Source organism: Microbacterium jejuense (assembly GCF_039544225.1).
Taxonomy (GTDB): Bacteria; Actinomycetota; Actinomycetes; order Actinomycetales; family Microbacteriaceae; genus Microbacterium; species Microbacterium jejuense.
The window spans coordinates 1-24,592 of the sequence record NZ_BAABLG010000006.1; the positions used below are offsets into that span (position 1 = coordinate 1).

Annotated in this window: 20 protein-coding genes; 4 read left to right on the forward strand and 16 right to left on the reverse strand. The window is 70.7% G+C overall.

Going from position 1 to position 24,592, the window contains the following annotated elements; translation table 11 throughout:
* Positions 1-264: 264 nt before the first annotated feature.
* The 3 genes from ABEA46_RS12255 to ABEA46_RS12265 all read right to left on the reverse strand — a co-directional run bounded on the left by ABEA46_RS12255 (position 265) and on the right by ABEA46_RS12265 (position 3,823).
* Positions 265-672 carry a transferase gene (locus ABEA46_RS12255; RefSeq protein ID WP_345544836.1) on the reverse strand — a complete coding sequence of 136 codons (408 nt, stop codon included), beginning with the start codon at positions 670-672 and terminating at the stop codon, positions 265-267.
* Positions 673-820: 148 nt separating this feature from the next.
* Positions 821-2,197, reverse strand: coding sequence for an aspartate aminotransferase family protein (locus ABEA46_RS12260; protein ID WP_345544837.1), 1,377 nt, complete (start codon positions 2,195-2,197; stop codon positions 821-823).
* A gap of 57 nt (positions 2,198-2,254) precedes the next feature.
* Positions 2,255-3,823, reverse strand: a complete 1,569-nt coding sequence (locus tag ABEA46_RS12265) for a CoA-acylating methylmalonate-semialdehyde dehydrogenase (protein WP_345544838.1) — start codon at positions 3,821-3,823, stop codon at positions 2,255-2,257.
* Positions 3,824-3,990: 167 nt separating this feature from the next.
* Between ABEA46_RS12265 and ABEA46_RS12270 the strand changes: the two genes are divergently transcribed.
* Positions 3,991-5,568, forward strand: coding sequence for a PucR family transcriptional regulator (locus ABEA46_RS12270; protein WP_345544839.1), 1,578 nt, complete (start codon positions 3,991-3,993; stop codon positions 5,566-5,568).
* A gap of 79 nt (positions 5,569-5,647) precedes the next feature.
* Positions 5,648-5,851, forward strand: coding sequence for a hypothetical protein (locus tag ABEA46_RS12275; protein ID WP_345544840.1), 204 nt, complete (start codon positions 5,648-5,650; stop codon positions 5,849-5,851).
* A gap of 51 nt (positions 5,852-5,902) precedes the next feature.
* Here ABEA46_RS12275 and ABEA46_RS12280 read toward each other — a convergent pair whose 3' ends face one another.
* The 6 genes from ABEA46_RS12280 to ABEA46_RS12305 form a co-directional block, all read right to left on the reverse strand.
* Positions 5,903-6,946: a zinc-dependent alcohol dehydrogenase family protein gene (locus ABEA46_RS12280; protein ID WP_345544841.1), complete on the reverse strand. Its 1,044-nt coding sequence runs from the start codon at positions 6,944-6,946 to the stop codon at positions 5,903-5,905.
* Between the two features lie 83 nt (positions 6,947-7,029).
* On the reverse strand, positions 7,030-7,956 hold the full coding sequence (locus tag ABEA46_RS12285) for a GIY-YIG nuclease family protein (protein ID WP_345544842.1): 927 nt from the start codon (positions 7,954-7,956) through the stop codon (positions 7,030-7,032).
* Between the two features lie 214 nt (positions 7,957-8,170).
* Positions 8,171-8,494 (reverse strand): cupin domain-containing protein, encoded by a 324-nt coding sequence (locus ABEA46_RS12290; protein WP_345544843.1) that lies wholly within the window; start codon positions 8,492-8,494, stop codon positions 8,171-8,173.
* The gene (locus ABEA46_RS12295) at positions 8,491-9,921 is read right to left on the reverse strand and encodes an NAD(P)/FAD-dependent oxidoreductase (RefSeq protein ID WP_345544844.1); all 1,431 of its coding nucleotides are present in this window, start codon (positions 9,919-9,921) and stop codon (positions 8,491-8,493) included. The genes ABEA46_RS12290 and ABEA46_RS12295 overlap by 4 nt, the downstream gene beginning before the upstream one ends.
* A 121-nt stretch (positions 9,922-10,042) precedes the next feature.
* A complete protein-coding gene (locus ABEA46_RS12300; RefSeq protein WP_345544845.1) occupies positions 10,043-10,600 on the reverse strand; it encodes a cysteine hydrolase family protein in 558 nt (185 codons plus the stop codon).
* A 23-nt stretch (positions 10,601-10,623) separates the two neighbouring features.
* Positions 10,624-10,986 (reverse strand): winged helix-turn-helix transcriptional regulator, encoded by a 363-nt coding sequence (locus ABEA46_RS12305; RefSeq protein ID WP_345544846.1) that lies wholly within the window; start codon positions 10,984-10,986, stop codon positions 10,624-10,626.
* A 64-nt stretch (positions 10,987-11,050) separates the two neighbouring features.
* Between ABEA46_RS12305 and ABEA46_RS12310 the strand changes: the two genes are divergently transcribed.
* Complete coding sequence (locus ABEA46_RS12310; RefSeq protein ID WP_345544847.1) at positions 11,051-11,899, forward strand: NAD-dependent epimerase/dehydratase family protein; 849 nt, start codon at positions 11,051-11,053, stop codon at positions 11,897-11,899.
* 198 nt (positions 11,900-12,097) lie between these two features.
* Here ABEA46_RS12310 and ABEA46_RS12315 read toward each other — a convergent pair whose 3' ends face one another.
* The 7 genes from ABEA46_RS12315 to ABEA46_RS12345 all read right to left on the reverse strand — a co-directional run bounded on the left by ABEA46_RS12315 (position 12,098) and on the right by ABEA46_RS12345 (position 23,959).
* The gene (locus ABEA46_RS12315) at positions 12,098-13,747 is read right to left on the reverse strand and encodes an amidohydrolase (RefSeq protein ID WP_345544848.1); all 1,650 of its coding nucleotides are present in this window, start codon (positions 13,745-13,747) and stop codon (positions 12,098-12,100) included.
* 93 nt (positions 13,748-13,840) lie between these two features.
* Complete coding sequence (locus ABEA46_RS12320) at positions 13,841-14,737, reverse strand: ABC transporter permease (protein ID WP_345544849.1); 897 nt, start codon at positions 14,735-14,737, stop codon at positions 13,841-13,843.
* Positions 14,734-15,663: an ABC transporter permease gene (locus tag ABEA46_RS12325; protein ID WP_345544850.1), complete on the reverse strand. Its 930-nt coding sequence runs from the start codon at positions 15,661-15,663 to the stop codon at positions 14,734-14,736. Before ABEA46_RS12325 ends, ABEA46_RS12320 begins: the two co-directional genes overlap by 4 nt.
* Positions 15,656-16,834 (reverse strand): polyamine ABC transporter substrate-binding protein, encoded by a 1,179-nt coding sequence (locus ABEA46_RS12330; RefSeq protein ID WP_345544851.1) that lies wholly within the window; start codon positions 16,832-16,834, stop codon positions 15,656-15,658. Before ABEA46_RS12330 ends, ABEA46_RS12325 begins: the two co-directional genes overlap by 8 nt.
* 40 nt (positions 16,835-16,874) lie before the next feature.
* Positions 16,875-18,071, reverse strand: coding sequence for an ABC transporter ATP-binding protein (locus ABEA46_RS12335; protein ID WP_345544852.1), 1,197 nt, complete (start codon positions 18,069-18,071; stop codon positions 16,875-16,877).
* 268 nt (positions 18,072-18,339) lie between these two features.
* Entirely contained in the window at positions 18,340-19,128 is a 789-nt protein-coding gene (locus ABEA46_RS12340) for a DNA-formamidopyrimidine glycosylase family protein (RefSeq protein ID WP_345544853.1), read from the reverse strand.
* Positions 19,121-23,959 (reverse strand): Lhr family ATP-dependent helicase, encoded by a 4,839-nt coding sequence (locus ABEA46_RS12345; protein ID WP_345544854.1) that lies wholly within the window; start codon positions 23,957-23,959, stop codon positions 19,121-19,123. Before ABEA46_RS12345 ends, ABEA46_RS12340 begins: the two co-directional genes overlap by 8 nt.
* Positions 23,960-24,075: 116 nt before the next feature.
* Between ABEA46_RS12345 and ABEA46_RS12350 the strand changes: the two genes are divergently transcribed.
* Positions 24,076-24,585, forward strand: a complete 510-nt coding sequence (locus tag ABEA46_RS12350) for a hypothetical protein (protein ID WP_345544855.1) — start codon at positions 24,076-24,078, stop codon at positions 24,583-24,585.
* Positions 24,586-24,592: the final 7 nt, after the last annotated feature.

Below are 24,592 nucleotides of genomic sequence, written 5' to 3' on the forward strand. Positions count from 1 at the left end.
ACGCAGGAGGCCCTCTTCACACCCGAACGACTACAGCGAGTCGTCGCAGATCAACCAACGTCCCTGGGCAGTACAGCTAGCGGGGCGGCACGCTCCGTCGGCGCAGTCATCCACAGCCGTCCGGCCGGTGCGACAGACAAGCGCCGACCCAGGGGATCCGCCCGCCGACCCATGGAGTTCTCCGCGAGACCGGGGGCCACGCCCTCGGTCTCGGCGAGATCCCCCGGTCTCGGCGGAACAGGGGATTCTCGCGAAGCGTGGCCGTTACGCCGCCAGGCGCAGGCCCCGCCGGTCGGTGGCGACGCGCTCGCCGTCGGCGATCGTCACGTCGTCGCCGATGAGGGAGCCACCCGCCACACGCGCGTCGTGGCCGACCTGCGTGCGGACGCCGATCTTGGCCTTGGGGCCGATCGCGGCCCGCGGGCCGATGTGCGCGTGCGGTTCGATGACGGCGTTGGGTCCGATGACGGCATCCGTCTCGACCCACACACCGCGGCCGACGTGCGCGCCCGCCGCGATCTGCACGCCCGGTTCGACATACGCCCCCGCCTCGACGACGGCGCTCGGGTGCACCTTCGCTCCATGCGCGATCAGGCCACGACCATTGACGTGCTTGCGGTAGCGCAGCGTCTCGCCCTGGTCGTTCTCGATGTCGATGTAGTTCTTGCCCACAGTCCCCTCCTGCGGCACCACATGGTGCTGGATACAGAAACAACCTCAGGCAAGGCTCATCTATTCCCGCGCATCGGAACGATTCGGCGACAGCCGATGAGGGCCCCGCATCCGTGCGGATGCGGGGCCCCCGATGACGAAGTGGAGGTCAGCGCGTGACGTACTCGTCGGCGGCCGAGAGGGCCCGGTCGATCACGTCGAGGCCGCGCAGCAGCTCGTCCTCGGTGATGACCAGCGGGGGCGCGACGTGCACGCGGTTGAAGTGCGTGAACGGCCACACGCCGTCGCGCTTGCACGCGGCGGCGACTGCGGCGACGGGTGCGGCATCCGCTCCGCTCGCGTTGAACGGGACGAGCTGTTCGCGCGTCTCGCGGTCCTTCACGAGCTCGATCGCCCAGAACAGCCCCAGGCCGCGAACCTCGCCCACGGACGGGTGGCGCGACGCGATCTCGCGCAGGCGGGGCTCCACCACGCGCGAGCCGAGGTCGCGGACGCGCTCGAGGATGCCGTCGCGCTCGAACACCTCGAACGTCGCCACGCCCGCGGCGCACGCCAGCGGGTGGCCCGAGTAGGTGAGCCCGCCCGGGAACGACACCGTGTCGAAGTGCGCAGCGATGCGGTCCGAGATGACGACGCCGCCGAGAGGCACGTACCCCGAGTTCACGCCCTTCGCGAAGCTGATGAGGTCGGGCTGCACGTCGAAAGCCTGGAACGCGAACCACTCGCCCACGCGGCCGAAGCCGACCATCACCTCGTCGGCGATGTAGACGATGCCGTACTTGTCGCACAGCGCCCGCACGCCGGCGAGGTAGCCGGGCGGCGGGATGAGCACGCCGTTGGTGCCGACGATCGTCTCGAGGAGGATGCCGGCGATCGTCGCCGCGCCTTCGAGCACGATCGTCTGCTCGAGGTGCTCCAGTGCGCGGGCGGTCTCCTGCTCGGGACTGTCGGAGTGGAACGACGACCGGTACGGGTACGGACCGTGGAAGTGCACGATGGAGCCGTCGGCGGGCTCGTTCGGCCAGCGCCGCGGGTCACCGGTCAGGCTGATCGCGGTCGACGTGTTGCCGTGGTAGCTGCGGTACATCGACAGCACCTTGCGGCGGCCCGTGAACAGGCGCGCCATGCGCACCGCGTTCTCGTTGGCGTCGGCGCCGCCGTTCGTGAAGAACACCTTCTCGAACCCGTCGCCGGCGACTTCGGCGATGCGCCGGGCGAGCTCGCCGCGCACGTCGTTGGCCATCGACGGCTGGATGGTGGCCAGCCGGCCCGCCTGCTCCTGGATCGCGCGGACGAGATCGGGATGCTGGTGCCCCAGGTTGAGGTTGACCAGCTGCGAGCTGAAGTCGAGGTACGCGTTGCCGGCGTAGTCCCAGAACGTCGAGCCCTCGCCGCCTGCGATCGGCAGCGGATCGATGAGGGCCTGGGCACTCCACGAGTGGAACACGTGCCCGCGGTCGTCCGCGCGCACGCGGGCGTCGGCCTCGAGGTCGGGCTCGATGCCCGTGAGGAGGGTGTCAGTCATGCGGGGTCCTTTACCCGGTCGTTGAGCGAGCGAAGCGAGACGAGACGTGTTCGCGGATCAGTTGTTCTGGGGGAAGCCGAGGTTGATGCCGCGGTGTTCTGAATCGCTGCGTGTGGCGGGGTCGAGCCAGCGGCTGGTGATGGCCTTCTCGCGCGTGAAGAAGTCGAAGCCGTGCACGCCGTAGGCCTTCGCGTCGCCGAACAGCGACTTCTTCCACCCGCCGAACGAGTGGTACGCGACCGGCACGGGGATGGGCACGTTGATGCCGATCATGCCGACGTGCACCTCGTTCTGGAACCGGCGGGCGGCGCCGCCGTCGTTCGTGAAGATCGCGGTGCCGTTGCCGAACTGGCCGGAGTTGATGAGCTCGAGACCCTCGTCGTAGGACTCGACCCGCACGACCGACAGCACCGGCCCGAAGATCTCCTCGGTGTACGCACGGCTCGTGGTCGGCACGCGGTCGAGCAGGGTCGGGCCGAAGAAGAACCCGTCCTGGTGGCCGTCGACCTGGAACCCGCGGCCGTCGACGACGACCTCGGCCCCGTCCGCTTCGGCGATGTCGACGTACTCCGAGACCTTCGAACGGTGGATGCCGGTGATCAGGGGTCCCATGTCAGGCTCGACGCCGTCCACGCCGGCGCCGTTGCCGATGCGCAGCTTCGCGATGCGCTCCTGGATCTTCGCGATCAGGTCGTCGGCGACGGGCTCGACGGCCAAGACCACCGAGATCGCCATGCACCGCTCGCCCGCTGCGCCGTAGCCCGCGTTGACCGCGGAGTCGGCGACGAGATCGAGGTCGGCGTCGGGCAGCACCAGCATGTGGTTCTTCGCTCCGCCGAGGGCCTGCACGCGCTTGCCGTGCCGTGCCGCGGTCTCGTAGATGTACTCGGCGATCGGGGTCGATCCGACGAAGCTGATCGACTCGACGGCCGGGCTGGTGAGCAGGCCGTCGACGGCGAGCTTGTCGCCCTGCAGCACCGTGAAGACGCCGTCGGGAAGACCCGCCTCCTTCCACAGTGCGGCCAGCCACAGTGCGGCCGACGGGTCCTTCTCGGACGGCTTCAGCACGACGGCGTTTCCCGCGGCGATCGCGATGGGGAAGAACCACATCGGCACCATCGCCGGGAAGTTGAACGGCGAGACGATGCCCACCACGCCCAGGGGCTGCTTGGTCGAGTACACGTCGATGCCCGTCGACACGTTCTCGGAGTATGCGCCCTTGATCAGATGCGGGAACCCGGTGGCCAGCTCGACGACCTCCTGGCCACGCAGGATCTCACCCATCGCATCCGAGACGACCTTGCCGTGCTCGGAGGTGATGATCTCGGCGAGCTCGCGCTTGCGGGAGTTGAGCAGCTCGCGGAACGAGAACAGCACAGCCTGGCGCTTGGCGATCGAGTAGCCGCTCCAGATCTCGAAGCCGGCACTGGCCGACGCGATCGCCGCGTCGATCTCGGCCTGGTCGGCCAGGGCCACGTGCGCGGTGACCTGACCGGTCGCCGGGTTGTACACCGGTGCCGTGCGCCCGCTCGTCGACGGGCGTTCGGCGCCGTCGATCCAGTGGGAGATGACGCGGACCTCGGTGGTCTGCGCGGACGGAGCGACGGTGGTTTCGACGGTGGTCATGGAGCGGTTCCTTCGGCGTCGGACAGATCGTGTGACGATCCCTTAGGCTTGACGGGTCCCAGCCTGTCAGAGAAGAAGAGGCGGCAACGGTGCCCGACCGTCGCGAAGATCGAACGTTCCATACGGATCGTCCGGCCGAACGATCTGCAAACGAAACGCTCCCGACCGTGCGCGAGGTGATCGCTCTCGACGCCGTCGCGAACGGCGTTCCCGAGGTGCTCGTCGGCGACGATGCGCTCGACGCCCGTGTGCGCTGGCTGCACGTGTCCGACAGTGCCGGCGTCGCCCGTCTGCTCGACGGCGGCGAGCTGCTGCTGTCGACCGGCTCGTCGTGGCCGGCCGAGCCGTCGGACCTGCGCCGCTTCATCGACGAGCTGGTGGATGCCGGTCTCGCGGGCCTCGTGCTCGAACTCGGCACGCACTACCACTATGTGCCGGCGGTGGTCGTCGACGCCGCGCGCGAGCGCGGACTGGCCCTGGTGGTGCTGCATCGAGAGGTGAAGTTCGTGGCCCTGACCGAGGCCGTGCACAGCCGCATCATCACCGGCCAGACCGACGCTCTGCGCGCCCGCGACGAGGTGCGCGAGCGCTTCACGGCGCTCGTGCTGCGCGGCTCGCCCGCGGACTTCATCGTCCATCAGCTCGCCCAGACCCTCGGCGCCCCCATCGTGCTGGAGAACCTCGGGTACGAGGTCGTCGCCGCCGAGGTGCCGCTGGCGATGGAGGAGGACCTGTTCACCGAGTGGGAGCTGCAGTCCCGCTCCGCCCACCGCCGCCTCGCAGCCCGCCGCGAGCGAGGCCTCGGCCCCGATGCCGACGACTGGCTCATCGTGCCGGTCGAGGCCCGCGGCATCCGGTGGGGCAACCTCATCGCGCTACCCGGACCCGATCACGCCGCCGGCCGTACCGCTGTGCTCGAGCAGGGCGCGATCGCGCTCGCCGTGGGCCGTCTCGCCGACGGGGACGCGGATGAGTGGGCCCGGATCGGACGCCGCCGCCTCGTCGACGGACTGCTGTCCGGCCGGTTCGCCGGCGTCGGGGGAGCAGCAGCCCGCCTCGAGGCCGCCGGGCTGCCGCTGCGCGCTTCGCGCCTGCACGGCGTGGTGATATCGGGTGTGCCGGTCGCGGCGGAGCGAGTGGATGCCGCAGCCCGGGTCCTGCGCGGGCGCGCGCTCGCCGGCTCGGCGCCCGGCGGCGGGGTGGGCGCGACCCTGCTCATGTCGCTGCCGCCGGAGGTCGCCTTCGACGATGCGGCGGTGCTCGGTCTCGTTCGTGCGCTGGTCGATCCCGCCGACATCGAGCGCGTCGTGGTCTCGGTCGGTCGCGGTGCCGAGGGGATCGAAGACGCGTTGGCGTCGGTGCACGAGGCCGTCGACCTCGCCGGTGGGCGGCGGCGCCGCTCGGGCCGCGGGCCGTATCTGCGGCGTTCCGAGAACCGCCCGCTCGTGCAGCTGGTGAGCGCGCTGCGCGACGACCACCGGGTGCTCGAGCACGGCGAACGCATGCTCGCGCCGCTGATCTCGCACGACCTGTCCCGTTCGGGCGACCTGCTGGACGTCCTGGAGGCGATGCTCGCCCACCCCGGGAACCGCACGGCCGCGGCATCCGCGTCGCACTTGTCGCGTTCGGTGTTCTACCAGCGGATCGCCCTGATCGAGGAGCTCCTCGGCTCCGACCTCGACGACGGCGAGACCCAGACGGCCCTGCATCTCGCGCTCCTGGTCCGGAGGTCCGCGGGGCGCTGACTCGCTACCATGACGGCATGGCCCCTTCCGCGTACCAACCCTGCCCGCCGGGCGGGAGTTGTACCGGAAGGAAGACCTCATGGCCGATAACACCTGGCCCCTGAAGAACCGCCTGCCCGAAGGGCACCAGTTCTTCACCACGTCCGACGTGATCGAGTTCCTGAGCGGGTTCGACGACGACACGCCTGTCTGGATCGACAACTACTGGCAGCCGGTGCGTCAGATCACCCAGCGGCCCCTGGATCTGATCGCCGCCGGGTCGGACGGCATCCACTTCGGATAGCCGCGTCGGTGGGGGCGCTCACGAGCGTCCCCACCGACGCCCGTTCGGAGATCAGGGCGGGCGAGGGTCGATCATCGTCATGCCGGCCGGCGTCGCCTGGTCGAAAGCGGGCAGCAGCGCCGCGGCCTCTGCCAGCCCGACGACGCGCTCGACGAGGGACTCCGGGTGCAGCGCGCCGGACGCGATGAGCGCCAGCATCCCCGGGTAGTCCCCCGCGGCCATGCCGTGGCTGCCGAGCAGGTCGAGCTCCCAGCCGATCACTCGCGACATCGGCACGCGGGGGTGCCCCTCGAGGGGCGGGAGCAGGCCGATCTGCACGTGGCGTCCGCGTCGACGGAGGCTCTGGATCGCGTCCGCGCAGGTCTGCTCGCTGCCGACGGCGTCCACCGACACGTGTGTCCCGCCATGGCTCAGTTCATGCACGAGGGCGGACACGTCGCGCCCGTCCGCGAGGACGGTGTGATCGGCGCCGAGAAGGGATGCCGCATCCAGCGCCGCCCGGTGACGGTCGATGACGATCACCTTCGCGCCGAGGGCCTTGGCGATCATGACGGCGCTGAGGCCCACGCCGCCGGCGCCGACGATCGTCACCCACTCGTCCGCCGCGAGGCGGGCGCGCCCGACGAGGCCGCGGTAGGCGGTCGCGAACCGGCACCCGAGGGCCGCCGCGGCCTCGAAGGTCACCGCTTCGGGGATCGCGACGAGGTTCGCGTCGGCCGCGTGCAGCACGACGAACTCGGCGAACGATCCGTCGTGCGTGAACCCCGGCTGCGTCTGGTCGGGGCACACCTGCGCGTCACCCTGCAGGCACCACTGGCACCGTCCGCAGCCGCACACGAACGGCACGGTGACGCGGTCGCCGACGCGCCAGTCCGTCACCCCCGCGCCGACCTCGGAGATCACCCCCGCGAGCTCGTGACCCGGCACATGCGGGAGCGAGATGTCGTCGTCGTGCCCTGCCCAGCCGTGCCAGTCGCTGCGGCACAGTCCGGTGGCCCGCACCTCCACGACGACCCCTCCTGCCGGCGCCGTCGGCCTCGCGACGTCACGAACTTCAGGCGCGACGCCGAAGGCGTCGTAGACGACTGCACGCATGCCTCCATGGTCGCATCGGCGTGCCTGCGATCCTGCCGGGAGCGTCGGTGCCATGTCGCTCATGTGAGCGATCGCTCGGTCCGCTATTCGACGAACTCCGATCGGCCGATGTATTCCGTGCGAAGTCCTAGCGCGCTAGCGATTGCATCCAGGAACGCCTCGTTCGTGAGGAACCACTCCTTCCCGACCTCGCTGCGCTGAGCGACGATTCTTCGCGGATTGTCGTGTCCAGCCGTGCTGAGCAGCCGATGGAAATCTCGTTCCGTCTGATCGAGATCCCGGTCGCCGATTCCGTAAACGCGAACGACGACCAGAGGCTCCGGAATGTGGGCCCTGGCCCCGACACGGTGCTGGCGGATCCGTTCGCCTACGTTTTCTGACTTTCCGATCTTGATGAGCGTGTTGGCTTTGTTGTCCACAGGGTTCTCGAGGTACCACCCATACGAGAATGCGTAGATCCCTGGCGTACGCTCCAGCGCGTCGGTGACCGCGCGTGTCTCTTCATCTTGTACGGCTTCAGACGGCGCTTCATCGAGAGCCTCATCCGACACAGTCGGCTGCTCCGCGAGCGCCAGATTGGCGTTCAGGATCCTGAGCGCTTCCGTGCTCAGCGCACTGCGGTTTCGTCGAATCAGTGAACGCAGTGCGCTCGCCGTCTGTCGCCGAAGTTGCGCACCCGAAGACACTTTGCCGCTCAGTATCGCGTCGACGTAGGCCCGGTAGCTGTACACGAAGTTCGGCGTGCCTATGTTGAGGCGATCTGCGACCTCTTGGGGAGAGTGTCCGTCAACGACGTGCAGCCTATACACATCCCCCAGACGGGATTGATCTTCAAACAAGAGCTGCCGGATCTCGTCGAGTGGCTCGAGTGGCCGTTCCTCGATGTCGGTGCCGCCATCCACGTCAGCGAACTCCGTCTCGGCGTGGGGAGCATCCGATGCTTGACCGGTTGGTGCCGCGGAGTTCGGGTCGAAATTCGGCTCAGGTTCGCTCGTTCGCCAGTCACTCACAGGAACTGTCTACCTCAAAGCTGGTGAACGGGCGATGGTGTATCGATTCGTGCGACCTGTTCGTGTAGTAATCCCCATGCACGTACCAACGCCGTGAGCCTGTTGTGCTCGCGTGGCGGTACTTTGGTGCCCCTTTACCCGCTCAACGACTGGTCGGGCGCTGAGCGAGCGCCAGTGAGACGAAACGGGGTGCACGGAATCAGAGGGCTTCGCGTCAGCCGGCGACGTAGACCTTGCGCAGCGTCTCGTGCACAGTCCACACCGTGTGCATGCCCTCCGTAAGCTGCACGATCGAACCTGCGCGCAACTCCACGGGCTCCCGCGCCGGGTCGGCGAACGACAGCGTCGCGGAGCCTGACAGCACGACGAAGACCTCATCGGCCTCGACGTCGGTCGAGGTGCCGGGGGTGTGCTCCCACACGCCGATCGTGTCGGTCAGCTCGACGAACCCGGTCGACGGGGCGCCGGCCACCACCTGGTCGGCGGGCAGCGGCTCCAGCGGGATCGCCAGGGCCACGGCATCCACATTCACCGTCACGAGTCGAACCCCAGACCGAGCGCATCGAGGGTCTTCAGCAGCACGTTGCGCTTGCCGAGGTTGTGGTCGGCGCGATCGAGCGACCAGCGCACGGTGTTCACCGCCATCGAGGCGACGGGCTCGGGCGGGAACGGGATCGGGCGCTTGCGCACCATCTCGAGCTCGGTGCGCTCGTTCGAGACGCCGTCGAGCAGGTCGAGCATGACCTCGCCGGCGAAGCGGGTCGAGCCCACGCCCAGGCCCGTGAAGCCCGCCGCGTACGCGATGCGGCGCTCGCGTGCCGTGCCGAAGAAGGCGGTGAACTGGGTCGACGAGTCGATCGCGCCCGCCCACTGGTGCGTGAAGCGCAGGCCCTCCAGCTGGGGGAAGGTCGTGAAGAAGTGGCTCGCGAGCTTCTCCCATGTCTCCGGGCGGTGCTCGTGCGCCGGGTCGACCTTGCGGCCGTAGCGGTAGATCGCGTCGTACCCGCCGAAGAGGATCCGGTTGTCCTTGGTGATCCGGTAGTAGTGGAACTGGTTGGCCAGGTCGCCGATGCCCTGCCGGTCGTTCCAGCCGATCGATGCCAGCTGTTCGGCCGACAGCGGCTCGGTCATCAGCACGTAGTCGTACACCGGCAGCGTCATGAGGCGGTTCCGCTTGAGCAGCGACGGGAAGACGTTGGTGCCGAGGGCGGCTCGGGGAGCCTGCACCCGGCCCTGCTCGGTGATCACGACGACGCCCGGGCCCGAGGTGTCGAGTCCCGTCACGTGCGAGCGCTCGAAGATCTCGACGCCGCGCTCCTCGCAGACCCGCGCCAGCTCGGCCGCCATGCGGGCCGGGTGCACCATGCCGCACGTGTCCTTCTCCCACACCCCCGCGAGGTAGGTGGGAGAGTCGACCGAGGCGCGCACCTCGTCCTGATCGAGGTAGACGACGCCGTCCTCGCCTTCGGCGGCCCACTCCTTGAGCCACTCGACCTGGTGCGGTTCGGTGGCGGGAGCGAGCTGGCCGGTACGCTCGAACTGGAAGTCCATGCCGTACGTCGTCTCGGAGGTCTCGATCGCGTCGAGGTTCTCCAGGCCGAGCCGGTCGATGAGCGGCATCTCCTTCGGCCACCGGGCCATGCCGTTCTCGTGGCCGTGCGTGAGGCTCGACTCGCAGAAGCCGCCGTTGCGGCCCGACGCGGCCCAGCCGACGCGCTGCGCCTCGACGACGACGATCTTCGCGCCGGGGGTGCGCTCGCTCGCCAGCAGCGCCGTCCACAGGCCGGTATAGCCACCGCCGACGATGACGAGGTCGGCGCGATGCGTGCCCACGAGCGGCGGGCGGTCCGGCGTCAGCGGCTCTGGCAGGTCGTCACGCCAGAAGACGGAGTGCCTGGTATCGGCGAGCGAGTACCGGATGACGGATGCCTGCGGCCGCTGTCGTTCGAAGACGGTCGTGCCCACGGTTATCAACTCCGATGCGTTGGTTTCTCCCATCCTCGCCCGTGGGCGTGCACGGTGGGGCGGGCCGGTGTCGGAGATTCCGAAGGCGTCCGGACGGATTGTCGGGCGACCGCGCCCGAGGTCAGACGGTGGCGAGCTCGCCGATCAGCGCCTCGACCGGGGCGACGCGCGCGTACGTGCCGTCGAGGGCGGCGAGGAACGCGGCGTGCACCTGTGCGCCGGGCACCGTGACCTCGCCGAGGGTCAGGTCGGGGGCGGCGCACGCGTCCTGCGCGACGGCGAGGGTGAAGCCCAGGTCCGACGCCGCACGCACTGTCGCATCGACGCACATGCTCGTCATCATGCCGGCGACGACGATCTCGTCGGCCTCGGAGGCGCGCAGCAGCGACTCCAGCCCTGTGCCGAGGAACGCGTTCGGCTCGTGCTTGACGATCACGTGCTCCTGCCCGTCGGGCGCCACGCGCGGGTCGAACTCGACCCCGGGCGTCTCGGATTCGAAGAACGCGGCATCCGGACCGTCCCAGATGTGCTGCACGTGGACGACCCGCTCACCCGTCGTGCGGAAGGCGCCGATCAGGCGCGCAGCCGCGTCGGCGGCGGCATCCGACCCCACCAGCGGGTGACGCCCGCCGGGGAAGTAGTCGCGCTGGATGTCGATGACGAGGAGCAGTCGGGTCACCGATACAGCATAGGTCGCCCCTGTCAGGCGCTGAGCGCACGCCGGCGCGACTCCAGCACCTCGGGCACGTGCTGCTCCGCCCACGCCCGCATGGCCGCTATCGGCTCCAGGAGCGAGCGGCCGAGGGCGGTGAGCGAGTACTCGACCCGCGGCGGAGAGTCCGGGAACGACTGCCGCTCGACAAGGCCGTCGGCCTCGAGCGCGCGCAGCGTCTCGGTGAGCACCTTCGGCGAGACCTGGCCGAGACGCTCCTTGAGCTCGGAGAACCGCATGGTCCGCTCCGACAGCGCGAGCACGATGAACATCGTCCACCGGTCGCCGATGCGGGAGAAGATGACCCTGCTCGGGCACGCCGGGCTGGTCACGTCCCATTCGACAGTCGTCATGCGGGGTCACCTCCGGGGAAGTTCCGTTGAAGTAACCGACGGGGTCGGCCCTACCGTGAACGGCATGAAGATCCTACTGACCGGTGCGACCGGCAATATCGGCTCCGCCGTCCTCGACACCCTCCTCGACGCCGGGCACGACGTCGTCGCCGCAGTGCGCAGCGATCAGGCCGCGGCGACCGTCGCGGCGAAGGGCGCCACGCCCGTCATCGGCGACCTGTACGACGCGGGCTGGCTCGCAGGCCTGCTCGAGGGGACGGATGCCGCGATCCACACCGCCGCCTCGGACGACGCCGAACGGCTGAACCTCGCAGTCGTCGAGGCGGCCGAACGCGCGTACGGCGGCACGGATCGGCGCTTCGTGCTGACCAGCGGGATCTGGGAGTACGGCGCGGGCGACGGCATCCACAGTTCCGACACACCGGCTCCGACCGATCTCGTGGCGTGGCGCGTGCCGCTCGAGGACCGTCTGCTGGCCGCGGACGTCTCCGCCGCCGTCCTCGTGCCGGCTGTCGTGTACGGCCACGGCAAGGGGCTTCTGTCGGTGATCGTCGACGCGCCGCGCACCGCCGACGGCGCCCTCACGCTCGTCGGCGACGGCTCGCAGCGCTGGACGTGGGTGCACGTCGACGACCTCGCCCGCCTGTACCTGCTGGCGGTGACGCACCCCGATGCTGTCGGCCGGCTGATCGCGAGCGACGGCGCGCCGGTGAGCGTGCGGGAGGTGGCCGAGGCGACCGGATCGGATGCCTCACCCGAGTCCGTCGAGGCGACACGCGCCCGTCTCGGCACGGCGTTCGCCGACGCGCTGCTTCTCGACCAGGCCGCCTTCGGCGCCGAGGCGCGCGAGCTCGGCTGGACGCCCGAGCATCACGGCGTGCTGCACGAACTGGCAGGCGTTCCCGCTCGTTGAGCGGAGGGCGCTCTGGCGCCCGAATCTCCCGGTCGTTGAGCGGAAGGCGCTCCGGCGCCTGAAGACGAAACGCGGCGAGACGGTCTCAGGACTCGACTCCTCGCAGCCGTTGCGGAAGCGGCGGGGTCCGACGTGCGGCTCGCGGCGTTTCGTCTCGCTCGTTCCTCGCTCGCTCAACGACCGAAATGGCAGACCGGGTCAGGAGGCCGCGTACACGCGCTCGCCCTCGACGAACGTCTGCAGCACGCGGGTCGCGCCGATCTGGTCGGCGGGCCCGGCGAACGGGTCGCGGTCGAGCACCACGAGATCGGCGTACTTGCCGACCTCGACAGTGCCGGTGAGATCGTCGAGGTGGTTCACCCACGCCGAGCCCGCCGTGTACGCGGTGAGCGAGGTCGCGAGGTCGATGGCCTGCTCGGGATAGAAGGGGTCGTACTCGCCTTCCTCGTACCCGGGCGCGGCCTTGCGGTTGACGGCGGTGTGGATGGCGGCCATCGGATCGGGCGTCGACACCGACCAGTCGCTGCCCGCGGCGAGCACGGCGCCCGCGCGCAGCAGGTCGCCGAAGGGGTACTGCCATGCCGAGCGTTCGGGACCGAAGAACGGCAGCGTCAGCTCCACCATCTGCGGCTCGTACGTCGCCCACAGCGACTGCATGTTGGCGGCGACATCGAGCTCGCGGAACCGCGAGAGGTCTTCGGGGTGAACGACCTGGATGTGCGCGATGTGATGGCGGTGATCGCTGCGGCCGTTGCGGGCGATCGCGTGCTCGACGGCATCCAGGCACTCCCGCACGGCGCGGTCGCCGATGGCGTGGAAGTGCACCTGGAACCCGGCCGCGTCCAGCAGCGGCACGGCCTCGTTCAGCACCGCCGGCGGCACGAACGAGATGCCCGAGTTGTCGGTCGGGTGGCCGTGGCCGTCGAAGTACGGCTCCAGCATCGAGCCGGTGAAGTTCTCGGCCACCCCGTCCTGCATGATCTTGATGCTCGTCGCCGCGAAGCGCCCGGCGCGGTACTGCTCGCGGCGCTCGACCAGGAACGGGATCTGCTCCAGCCCCGCGGTGCGGTCCCACCACAGCGCGCCGACGACGCGGCCGGTGAGCCGCCCGTCCGCGGCCGCCGCGAGGTAGGCGGGGCCCGGGTCGCCGGCATCCCCGTACGAGCCGACGATCGCGTCCTGCCAGGCCGTCACGCCGAACGAATGCAGGTAGCGCTGGCCGGTGAGCAGCGCCTCGACCATGCGCTCGGCGGGCTCGGCAGGCAGCAGACGGTTCACGAGGGCCATCGCGCCTTCGTGCAGCGTGCCCGACGGACTGCCGTCGGCGTAGCGCTCGATGCGGCCGTCCGCGGGGTCCGGAGTGTCGCGGTCGATGCCCGCGCGGCGGAGCGCGGCCGAGTTCACCCAGGCGCCGTGGCCGTCGCGGTTGGGCAGGAACGCCGGGCGGTCGCCGGTGACGGTGTCGAGGAGGGATGCCGTCGGCGTGCCGCCCGGGAAGGCCGACATCCCCCAGCCGCCGCCGAGGATCCACTCGTCGTCCGCGTGCTCGAGGGCGTACCGTCCGACGGCGTCGAGGTAGTCGGCAGCCGACTCGTAGGCCGACAGGTCGCAGCGGAGCATGTCGAGCCCGCCCCACACAGGGTGGACGTGCGCGTCCTGGAAGCCCGGGAGCAGCATCCTGCCCGTGAGGTCCACCACCTCGGTCGAGGGTCCGACGAGGTCGCGGACCTCGTCGCCTCCGACGGCGACGATGCGGCCGCCCGAGACGGCCACCGCACTCGTGCGCGAGCGCACCGTGTTCGCGGTGAAGACGGGACCACCCGTGAAGACGAGGTCGGCGTGAGGCATGGGACTCCCTGAGCAATCCGGTCGTGGAGCGAACGAGGAACGAGCGGGACGAAACGGGCCGGCGGACGGTCGGCTAAGCCCGCGGCATCCCGATCATCCGCCCGCCATGGTGCGGGCGATGTCGGCCGCCGAGTCGCCGGCGCGCTTGAGCACGAGGGCGACGACGGCCAGGGCGATGAGGGTCAGCAGCAGCATGATCGTCGACACCGCAGCGATCTCGGGACGCAGTCCGGTGCGCACGGCGCCCAGGATGTACACCGGCCACGGCGTGGATCCGGCGACGGAGACGAACGCCGCGATGACGGTGTTGTCGAGGCTCAGCGTGAACGACAGCAGGAAGCCGGCGAGCACGGCCGGCATCGCGAGCGGCAGCGTGACGCGGCGGAACGTCGTCAGCGGCGGTGCGTACAGGTCTGCGGAGGCCTCTTCGAGCTGGGCGTCGAGGCCGATGAGCCGGGCGCGCACCAGGTACGACACGACCGCGATCGAGAACAGCGAGTGGCCGATCACGAGGCGGAGGATGCCGTTGTTGAAGAGCGCGATGCCCCAGTCCTGGCCGAGCGTCACGAGCCACGGCAGCAGCGCGACAGCGTCGACGATCTCGGGCGTCACCGACACGAGCAGCAGCAGCACCAGGAACCACCAGACCCACCTGCCGGGGTGGCGGGCCATCGCGATGCCCGCGAGAGTGCCGAGCACCGAGGCCAGCAGCGCCGCGAGGAAGCCGGTCTGCACCGAGATCAGCACCGCATTGCGGACGACCTCATTGGAGACGATCGCGGCGAACGAGTCGAACCCGAACTGCGTGAACGACGTCAGCAGCCGCCCCACGTTGAACGAGTAGACGACCACCACCGCGATCGGCAGGAACAGGAACACCAGGACGGCGATACCCCAGATCGTGAAGCCGAGGTCGCCCCGGTTGCGCTTGGCGCGCGGGGTCACGGAGCTCTTCGCCGACAGGATCGTGCGGGTGTCGGTGGCGGTCATGCGGCACCTCCGGCCGGGGAAGCGGGCGCTGCGAGCGTCACAGGGGCGGGCACCGGATCGAGCACCACGCGGTTGCGCAGGCGCATCGGCACGCCGACGAGCCACACCAGGCCGAGGCCCACCGCCGTCGTGAGCAGCACGATGAGGATCAGCATGATCGCCATCGCCGAGCCCAGCGCCCAGTTCTGCGCCGTCTGGAACTGCGTCGCGACCATCTGGCCGATCATGTTGCCCTTCGCGCCGCCGAGGATCGTCGCGGTGATGTAGTCGCCCATGAGGGGGATGAACACGAGCAGCACGCCGGCGAGCACTCCCGGGCGGGAGATCGGGAGCGTGACCCGCAGGAACGTGCTCCAGCGGCCGGCGCCGAGGTCCTTCGACGCCTCGCGCAGCGCCGGGCCGACCCGGTCGAAGGCGACGAACAGGGGCAGGATCATGAGCGGCAGGTAGTTGTAGATGACGCCGAGCAGCACGGCCTGGCGTGTGTACAGGATGTCGAGCGGACCGAGCCCGAGCGTCTGCATGACCCCCGATACCCAGCCGTTGGGGGCGAGGATGATCTGCCACCCGATCGTGCGCACCAGGAAGTTGGTCCAGAACGGCACCATCACCAGGGCCACCAGCAGTCCCCGCTTGGACGGCGGCGCCTTGACCGCCATCCAGTACGCCACCGGGGCCCCGATGGCCAGGCACGCCAGGGTACCCAGGATGCCGATCCACAGCGTGTTCTGGAACGTCGCGAAGAACGTGGGCGTGAGTACCTCGACGTAGCGGTCGAACGACAGCACGTCGTTCGCGTGGGTGCCGAAGATGCCCGGCTTGTAGCCGAAGCTGAACCAGACGACGTAGCCGACCGGGATGACGAAGAAGAAGAGCAGCCAGGCCCACGCGGGGAACGCCAGGGCGATGCCCGCCTTCTTACGCACCCGCGGCCGCCTTGACCTTGTTGTAGATGTCGACGACGCGCGCGAGCGAGTCGTTGACCTCGCCCTCCTCCATCGTCGCCAGCTGCTCGGGCGTGAAGAAGACCATGTCCAGCAGCTCCAGGCCCGCGTCGGCGGCGGCCTGCTCGATGTCGGCGACACCCGTGTGGTAGCCGATGTAGTCGAGCTCCTGCAGCGACGCCGCAGGGTCGAGCACGTAGTTGATGAAGGCGTGCGCGGCCTCAGGATGCGGCGCGCCCGTCGGGATCGACCAGTTGTCCATCCAGATCTCCGTCTTCGGACCGGCCAGCACCCACTGCCAGCGGTCGGGCTCGCTGGTCTCCATGAGCGCGAGGCGGACGTCGCCGTTGTAGGCCTGCATCAGCACGTGGGAGGCCTGCTGGATGGCGCCACCGCCCGGGTACGAGTCGAACGCCTCGAGGTGCGGGGCGAGGGTGTTCACGAGGAAGTCCTCCGCGGCATCCAGGTCGCCCTCGTCGGTCGTCGTCCACGGGATGCCGTTGGCCCAGAAATAGGCGCCCGTGAGCTCGCTCGCGTCGTCGAGCATCGACGTCTTGCCGCTGGCCTCGTTCTGGGCGGCGTCGAGGAAGTCGCTCCACGTCGAGAGCTCGCGCGAGATGACGGTCTTGTCGTAGACGAAGCCGGTCGTGCCCCAGTCCTTGCAGATGGAGTACTCGTTGTCGGGATCCCACGCGCGGCCGACGAACGCCGGGTCGAGGTTCTTGAAGTTGGGGATCAGGTCGAGGTTGAGCTTCTGCAGCAGGCCGTTCTGCACCATCTGCTGGATGTAGACGCCTGTCGGAACCACGATGTCGTAGCCGCCGGTGCCCTTGGCGGCGGTGAGCTTCGCGATCATCTCCTCGTTGGAGTTGAAGGAGCTGAGCTCGACCGTCGGCCCCTGCTCCTTGGTGAACGCGTCGATCACGTCGGGGCTGTCGTAGTCGCCCCACGTGTAGATCGACAGCTTGCTCTCCAGCGCGCCGCCCGTCGCCTTCGGCGCGGCGGACGTGCCGCCGCCGGGTGAGCACGCGGTCAGGATCGCGGCGGCGCCCGCCGCGGCGGCGATGCCGAGGAAGCCGCGGCGGCTCAGCTCACGGCGGATCGTGGGCACGGCGTCACTGCTGGCGAGGATGCGGATCGGGGACTCGGGCATCGGTGTCTCCTGGTGTTCGGGTGCGGAAGGCGGGGTCGGGTCAGGCGGCGGGCGGGGCGACGTAGCCGCTGTCGGCGGCGGCGTCGTCGGCGGGGAAGAGCAGCACGTTCGCGGCATCCCACGAGCACACCACCGCGTCGCCGACGGCCAGCGACGGCGCCTCGGGCGTGGGACGGCGAGCGATGATGCTCTTGTCGTCCGAGACCTGCACCAGGTACTGCATGGTCTCGCCCAGGTGCGCGACCCCCAGCAGCGTGCCGCGGACGGAGTTGAGAGCGGATGCCGTTACGCCGGCGCCGGCGCTCTGCTCCGCCGCGATACGCACGAACTCGGGACGCACGGCGGCCTGCCCGCGTGTGAACCCTGCGAGCTCGGCGGTCGCGCCGCGTACCAGGCCCTCGGGCGCCTCGACCGACGCGCCGTCGGCGGCGACGGCCCCGGTGAAGAAGTTCTGCTGACCGACGAAGGCCGCCACGTAGGCGGACGCCGGACGCGCGTACACCGTGTCGGCGTCGGCGATCTGCTCGATGCGGCCGTGGCGCATGATCGCGATGCGGTCGCTCATCGACAGCGCCTCGCCCTGGTCGTGCGTCACGAACACGAACGTGATGCCCAGGCGCGACTGCAGGAGCTTGAGCTCCAGCTGCATCTCTTCGCGCAGCTGCCGGTCGAGCGCACCGAGCGGCTCATCGAGCAGCAGCACCGCGGGACGATTGACGAGCGCCCGCGACAGCGCGATGCGCTGCTGCTGGCCGCCCGACAGCTGCGTGGGCTTGCGGTCGGCGAACTGGCGCATCTGCACGAGGTCGAGCGCCTCCGACACGCGCGTGCGGATCTCGGCCTTGGGGGTCTTGCGCTGCTGCAGTCCGTACGCCACGTTCTCGGCCACGGTCATGTGCGGGAACAGTGCGTATGCCTGGAAGACGGTGTTGACGTTGCGGCGGTACGGCGGCTCGCCGAGCACCGACTGGCCCGAGATGCGGATGTCGCCCGCGTCCGGCTGCTCGAATCCGGCGATCATCCGCAGCGTCGTCGTCTTGCCGCACCCCGACGGGCCCAGCAGCGAGATGAACTCGCCCGGCTGGATGGTCAGCGACAGATCGTCGACGGCGAGCTGGTCGCCGTAGCGCTTGGTGATGCCCGAGAGCAGGACCGCCCCGCGCGAAGCGTCGCCGTCGGTGGGAACCTGGTCTGCCGGAAGCGCCGAGGCGGGCGCAGTGCCTGTGGACGTCGTCACTCGTGAGGTCCTTCGTGTCGCGGGCCGTGCGACGGTGCGCGGCCTATCGGGTGTGTGGGTATTCAATATCGGGGCGTGCCCGGGTGCAATCCACCGGACCGTGAAACAGGACGATCCGGGCCGCCACGTGCGTCCGGTGCGACAGATCGTCCGGGCGTGCGTGAACCCGCGGAATCCGCGATGTTTCAACGAGAAGTCGAGCCGTGGATGCCGCCGGCCGTGGATCCGGACGACAGATCGTCCGTTGCACCATCGTGACCTGCGCGCGTCAGCGCTGGCAGTTCGGGCACCAGAACACGATGCGCTCGCGGGACGGATCGGCGCCCAGCGCGGAGCGTCGGATCAGGGTGCCGCACCGGCGGCACGGGCGTCCTTCCCTGCCGTAGACCCACGTTGTGAGCCCGCGGCGCGCGTCACCCGTGAAGGTCCGGTCGACGCGGTCGCGGTTGGCGCGGATCATGCGTGCCCCGAGGTCGACGAGGGCCGCGGCATCCACGTGATCCGCCGGTGTCGTGGGGAGGATGCCGCGCACGAACAGGATCTCGTTCGCGTACTCGTTGCCGAATCCGGCGATGCTGCGCTGGTCCTGCACGGCGACGTGGACCGCGCGGGTGTCGGCGTGGAGGCGGCGCGCCGCCTCGGCGGGGTCCCACGAGTCGGACAGCGGGTCGGGGCCGAGGTAGCCGACCAGGTCGTCCTCGTCGGCGGTCGGCACGACCTTGATGTCGGCGAGGTCGAAGCCGACCGTCTCCCACTCGGTGCCGTCGGGCGCCGTCGCGCCGATCACTGCGCGCGCCCGGAATCCGGGCGCCCGCCACCGCTCCCCGCGCCGGTACACGTGCCATTCGCCCTCCATCTTGAGGTGCGAGTGCAGCGTCCAGGTGCCGATGCGGTGCAGCAGGTGCTTGCCGCGGCTCGCGACGCCGTGCACGACCTCGCCACGCAGATCGGCCGTCGCCGCCTGCGGAACGCGCAGCTCGAACCTCGTCACCGTGCTGCCCGCGAGTGCCGCGTCGAGCCGCCGTGCGGCCTGGTAGACGGTGTCGCCCTCAGGCACGCGCGCCCCGCACAGCGTCGCCGGCGGTCACGCGGCGCAGCGTCAGGCCACGGGGGGACTCGACGAACCCGGCGTCGCGCAGGGCCCGTCCCACGCTCGTGCCGTAGACGAATGCGCCGTTGACCTGCTCGATCGTGAGGGTGTCGAGGCGCCGGGCCTGCGCGGTCGCGGCGAGCTCGCGGGTCGCACCGGCCAGCGCGGCCTCGTCGCCGGTGAAGGTGAGCGCCGACTTGCCACCACGCTCCAGGTACAGCACGAGGGCGCCGTCGACGAGCACGACCAGTGCGCCCGCCTTGCGGCCGGGCCGGTGGCCGACGCCCTCCAGTGCGGGCCACGCCAGCGCCGCGCCGTACGGATTGGCGGGGTCGGTGGCGGCCAGCGCCACGGCGCGCAGCGGTGGCGGGTCGCTGAGCCCTGCGAACTCGCGCAGCCGGTCGACCGTCGCTGAGGCGGCGAACTGCGCCGCCCCGAGCTTCTCGATCACGTAGCCGCGCCGGCAGTGCCCGGCCTCTTCGAACCCCGCGAGCACGCGATAGGTCTGTGCGAACCCGCCCGGCACGCCTTCGGACTGCACGGCACCGCGGGTGACCACGCCATAGCGGTCGAGCAGCAGGCTCGCCGTCGCGGTGGCGCGCAGCGCGGGGTCGGCCTCGGGCGCCGGCAGCAGCGACCAGCGCCCGCCCACAGAAGGCGACCGTGCCGGAAGGGATGCCGACACCGACCGCATTGCCACGCTCATGCTCCCGGGGGTCCCGCGGTAGAGCCGGGCGCGCGGTGTGCGCCGGCTCACCCGGTGCGCCTGCGACCCGCCCGAGACGAGCGAGCGCACGGGTGCGAAGGTGTCGTTGGTGACAAGGCCCGCCCACGCCAGGCGCCACAGCGCCTCGGTCACGGACTGCTCGTTCTCGGCGCCGGTCGTCTGCCGCAGCTGCGCGGCGAAGTACGCGCCGCCGCCGTCGAGCGCGGCGAGCAGCTGCGCGTCGAGCGAGCCCGAGGCGGGCGCCTCGGCCTCATCGGGCAGCGCGAGCGTCAGCGGCACCGCATCGGCCGGATGCAGGGCGATCCAGCCGTCGCGTCCGGGCAGACCGCCATGCCCCGACCACACCACCTCGCCCGTCGACGTCAGCTCGTCGAGCATCGCCGGCGTGTAGTCCGCCACGCGAGTCGGCAGGATGAGCGACTCCCACGCGCTCGCCGGGATCGGCACGCCCGCGAGCTGCTCGACGACCGCGGCCACGCCGTCGATGCCCTCCAGCGGTCGCGTGATGTGCTGCCACACCGGCAGGAACCGGCCGTACGCGTGCTGCGGCACCGGCTCGACGCTGCCGCGGATCGCTGCGAGCGACCTCATCCGCAGGCGTCGCAGCACCTCGCTGTCGCACCACTCGGCCTCATCGGCGGCCGCCGTGGTCGCCGTCTCGGGCAGGAAGTACCCGGACGCCACGCGTCCCTGCGACTCGAGGCGCTGCAGCGTCAGGCGTGCGACGGCGATGCCGACGCCGAAGCGATCGGCTGCGGCATCCGCACGGAAGGGTCCGTGCGTGCGGGCGTAGCGCGCGATGACGTCGCCGAGCGGATCGGCCACGGGCTCGAGGAACGCCGTCGGGATGCCGACGGGCAGCGCCACTCCCAGCGCATCGCGCAGGCGCCCGGCGTCCTCGATCGCGGCGACCCGGGAGGCTCCGGCGATCGTCACCGGGATGGCGCGGCGCGCCGCGATGAGGGCGTCGAGATGGCTGGATGCCTCGGCCGCGGCGGCCGCGTCGGCACCGGCGGCGGGCTCCAGGCGGGCGGCGACCTCGGTGGCATCAAGCGGCCCGAGCTGGCGCAGCAGGTCGGCGGCGCCCTCGACACCGCGGGCGCGGCGCTCCGGGTCGAGCCGCTGCACCTCGCGTTCGAACTGCGCGATGACGTCCGGGTCGAGGAGCTCCCGCATCTCGACCTTGCCGAGCAGCTCGGACAGCAGGGCGGGGTCGACCGACAGGGCCGCGGCCCGGCGCTCGGCGAGAGGCGAGTCGCCCTCGTACATGAACGCGCCGACGTAGCCGAACAGCAGGTCGCGCGCGAACGGCGAGGGCTGCGCCGGCTCGGTCTCGATGAGGCGGACGCGGCGCTCGCCGATGCCGCGCATGAGGCGCAGGAGCGAGGGCACGTCGTAGACGTCCTGCAGCACCTCGCGCAGCGTCTCGAGGATGATCGGGAACGTCGGGTACCGGCGCGCGACCTCGAGCAGCTGCGCGGAGCGCTGCCGCTGCTGCCACAGCGGCGTCCGCTTGCCCGGATTGCGGCGAGGCATGAGAAGGGCGCGTGCGGCGCACTCGCGGAACCTCGACGCGAACAGCGCGGATCCGCCGACCTCTTCGGTGACGATCTGGTCGAGCTCGTCGGGGTCGAAGACGAACAGGTCCGCCCCGGGAGGCTCGGCCGTGGCATCCGGGATCCGCGCGATGATCCCGTCGTCGCTCGCGACCGCCGAGCCCTCCACACCGAGACGCTCGCGGATGCGCGCGTTGACGGCCAGCGCCCACGGCGCGTGCACCTGCATGCCGTAGGGGGAGTGCAGGATGACGCGCCAGTCGCCGACCTCGTCGCGCCCGCGCTCGACGGTCAGCTGGCGATCGGTGGGCAGCGTTCCGGTGGCCTCGCGCTGCTCGGCGAGGTAGGCGAGGAGGTTGTCCTGCGCGAACTCGTCGAGCCCCGCCTCGCGCAGCCGGGCCTCGGCCTTGTCGGGCTTGGCGGTCGACACCTCGCGCGAGAACCTGCCGAGCGCCTCGCCCAGCTCGGCGGGCCGGCCGATGCCGTCGCCGTGCCAGAACGGCACCTTGCCGGGCTGGCCGAACGCAGGCAGCACGTTGACGCGGTCGTGCGTGATCTCGACGATGCGCCAGCTCGTGGTGCCGAGGGTGAACACGTCGTTCACGCGCGACTCGTAGACCATCTCTTCGTCGAGCTCGCCGACGCGCGCGTTCTGCGACTCGCCCGCCACGAACACCCCGAACAGCCCGCGGTCGGGGATCGTGCCGCCGCTCGTCACCGCGATGTGCTGCGCGCCCGGCCGCCCGGTGAGGACGCCGAGGTCGCGGTCCCACACGACCCGAGGTCGCAGCTCGGCGAACTCGTCGGACGGGAACTTGCCCGCGATGAGGTCGAGCGTCGCCTCGTACGCCGAACGGGGGAGCGAGCGGAACGGCGCGCTGCGCTTGAGCGTCTCGTACCAGCCCTCGACGTCGACCGGACCGATCGCGGCCGCGGCCACGGTGTGCTGGGCCAGGATGTCGAGCGGGTTCTGGGGGATCGCGATGGCCTCGATCTGCCCGGCCAGCATGCGCTCGGTGACGATCGCGGTGTGCAGCACGTCACTGCGGTGCTTGGGGAACAGCGCGGCCCGGCTGACCTCGCCCACCTGGTGTCCCGCGCGTCCGATGCGCTGCAGTCCGGACGCCGCGCTCGGCGGCGCCTCGACCTGGATCACCAGGTCAACGGCGCCCATGTCGATGCCGAGCTCGAGGCTCGAGGTCGCCACGACGCAGCGCAGAATGCCGGACTTCAGTTCCTCCTCGACCTGTGCGCGCTGCTCCTTCGACACCGAGCCGTGGTGCGCCTTGGCGAGCACGGGCTCCGCGCCCGCCGTCGCGCCGGCCTGCGCCTCCCCGTTCGCCCCTCCACGCGTCGCATTCGCGCCGCGCGGAGCCTCTGCTCCGTGGGCCCCCATGGCGGCCGGCACCGCGGCGTCGGGCAGATCGAGTCCCAGCCGCTCCGAGTAGATCTCGTTGAGCCGCCCGGTCAGGCGCTCGGCCAGACGTCGCGAGTTGCAGAACACGATGGTCGAGCGGTGCTGGAGGATGCGGTCGACGATCGCCTCTTCCACGTGCGGCCACACCGACCCGGTGACCTCGGTCTCACCGGCGCCGGTGGCCCGGCGGCCCGCGCCCGACGAGCCGTCGGCGAACCAGTCCTCGTCGATCGGCTCGTCGTCCGTGTCTGCCGAGGGCGCGGCACCCCCGTCCGAGGTGTACGCACTCGGCGGAGGCGGCGGGTTGAGCATGTCGCCTATCGGCACGACGACCTTCATGTCGAAGGCCTTCGTCGCCCGTGGCGCCACGATCTCGACCGGCTCGGCGCCGCCGAGGAACCGCGCCACCTCGTCGATCGGGCGGACGGTGGCCGACAGCCCGATCCGCTGTGCGGGCGGCGCGTCGGGTGCGAACGAGCGCCGCAGCGCGTCGAGCCGCTCGAGGCTCACGGCCAGGTGGGCGCCCCGTTTGGTCGCCGCGACGGCGTGCACCTCGTCGACGATCACCGTGTGCACGTCGCGCAGCGTCTCGCCCGCCCGGCTGGTGAGCATGAGGTAGAGCGACTCGGGCGTCGTGATGAGGATGTCGGGCGGCGCCTGCACGAGCTTGCGCCGGTCGCCCGCCGGGGTGTCGCCCGAGCGCACGCCGACGGTCACGTCCGGGACGGTGAGCCCCAGGCGGCGCGCGGACTGCCCGATCCCCACCAGCGGCGACCGCAGATTGCGCTCGACGTCGACGCCGAGGGCCTTCAGCGGCGAGATGTAGAGGATCCGGGTCGCGGGCGGTGCGGCATCCCTCTTCTTCTTGCGAGAAGGATCGGCGGATGCCGTCGTCGCGGCCTTGTCGTGGAACACCCGGTCGATCGCCCACAGGAAGGCCGACAACGTCTTGCCCGAACCGGTCGGGGCGACCACCAGCGCGTGCTTGCCGGCCGAGATCGCCTGCCACGCGCCCTTCTGCGCGTCGGTGGGTGCATGGAAGGCGCCGCGGAACCAGTCCTGCGTGGCAGGACCGAATCGCTCCAGGACGTCACCCACCCCTCCATCTTGGTCGCCTGCGCCGACATCGGGCCAGGGCGCGGCGGATGGCGGATGCCTGTCGCGTAAACTCGCGCGTGCGTGTCCCCCGCACGCGTTCGCCGCCGAGGAGCGTGATGGATTCGACGCCGTCGAGCGGGTCGGAGCCGGTCGTACCCTCCACCCGCCGTGCCGCCGCAGCCGCAGCGGCGCGCTCGCGCCGTGTGCTGATGCTCCGACTCGGCGCGCTGTGCGGCGCTGTGGGCCTGGCGCTGGTGATCGTCGTCGCGATCGTCGTGTCGTCGCAGCCCGGGATGACGCCCGCCGATCCCGCCCCGGTCTCGGAGGAGCGCACCCCGACACCGCGCGCCACGAGCCCGTCGCCGTCCGCGACACCCCACCGCACGGCCGAACCGGCCGACGATGCCGATGCCGATGCCGATGCCGATGCCGATCGCGCTGACGTGCCCGCCCCGGAGGAGCCGGTCGCCGACGTGCCGCCGTCCGCCGTTGCAGACCCCGGGCCGACGCCCACTCCATCGGCGACGACGCAGCCGTCGGCCGCCGGAGACGACGGTGGCACGGAGCCGACGAACGGCCGGGGCAACAGCGAGAACGCCCCAGGTCACAACAAGAAGACGCCCTGACCCTCAG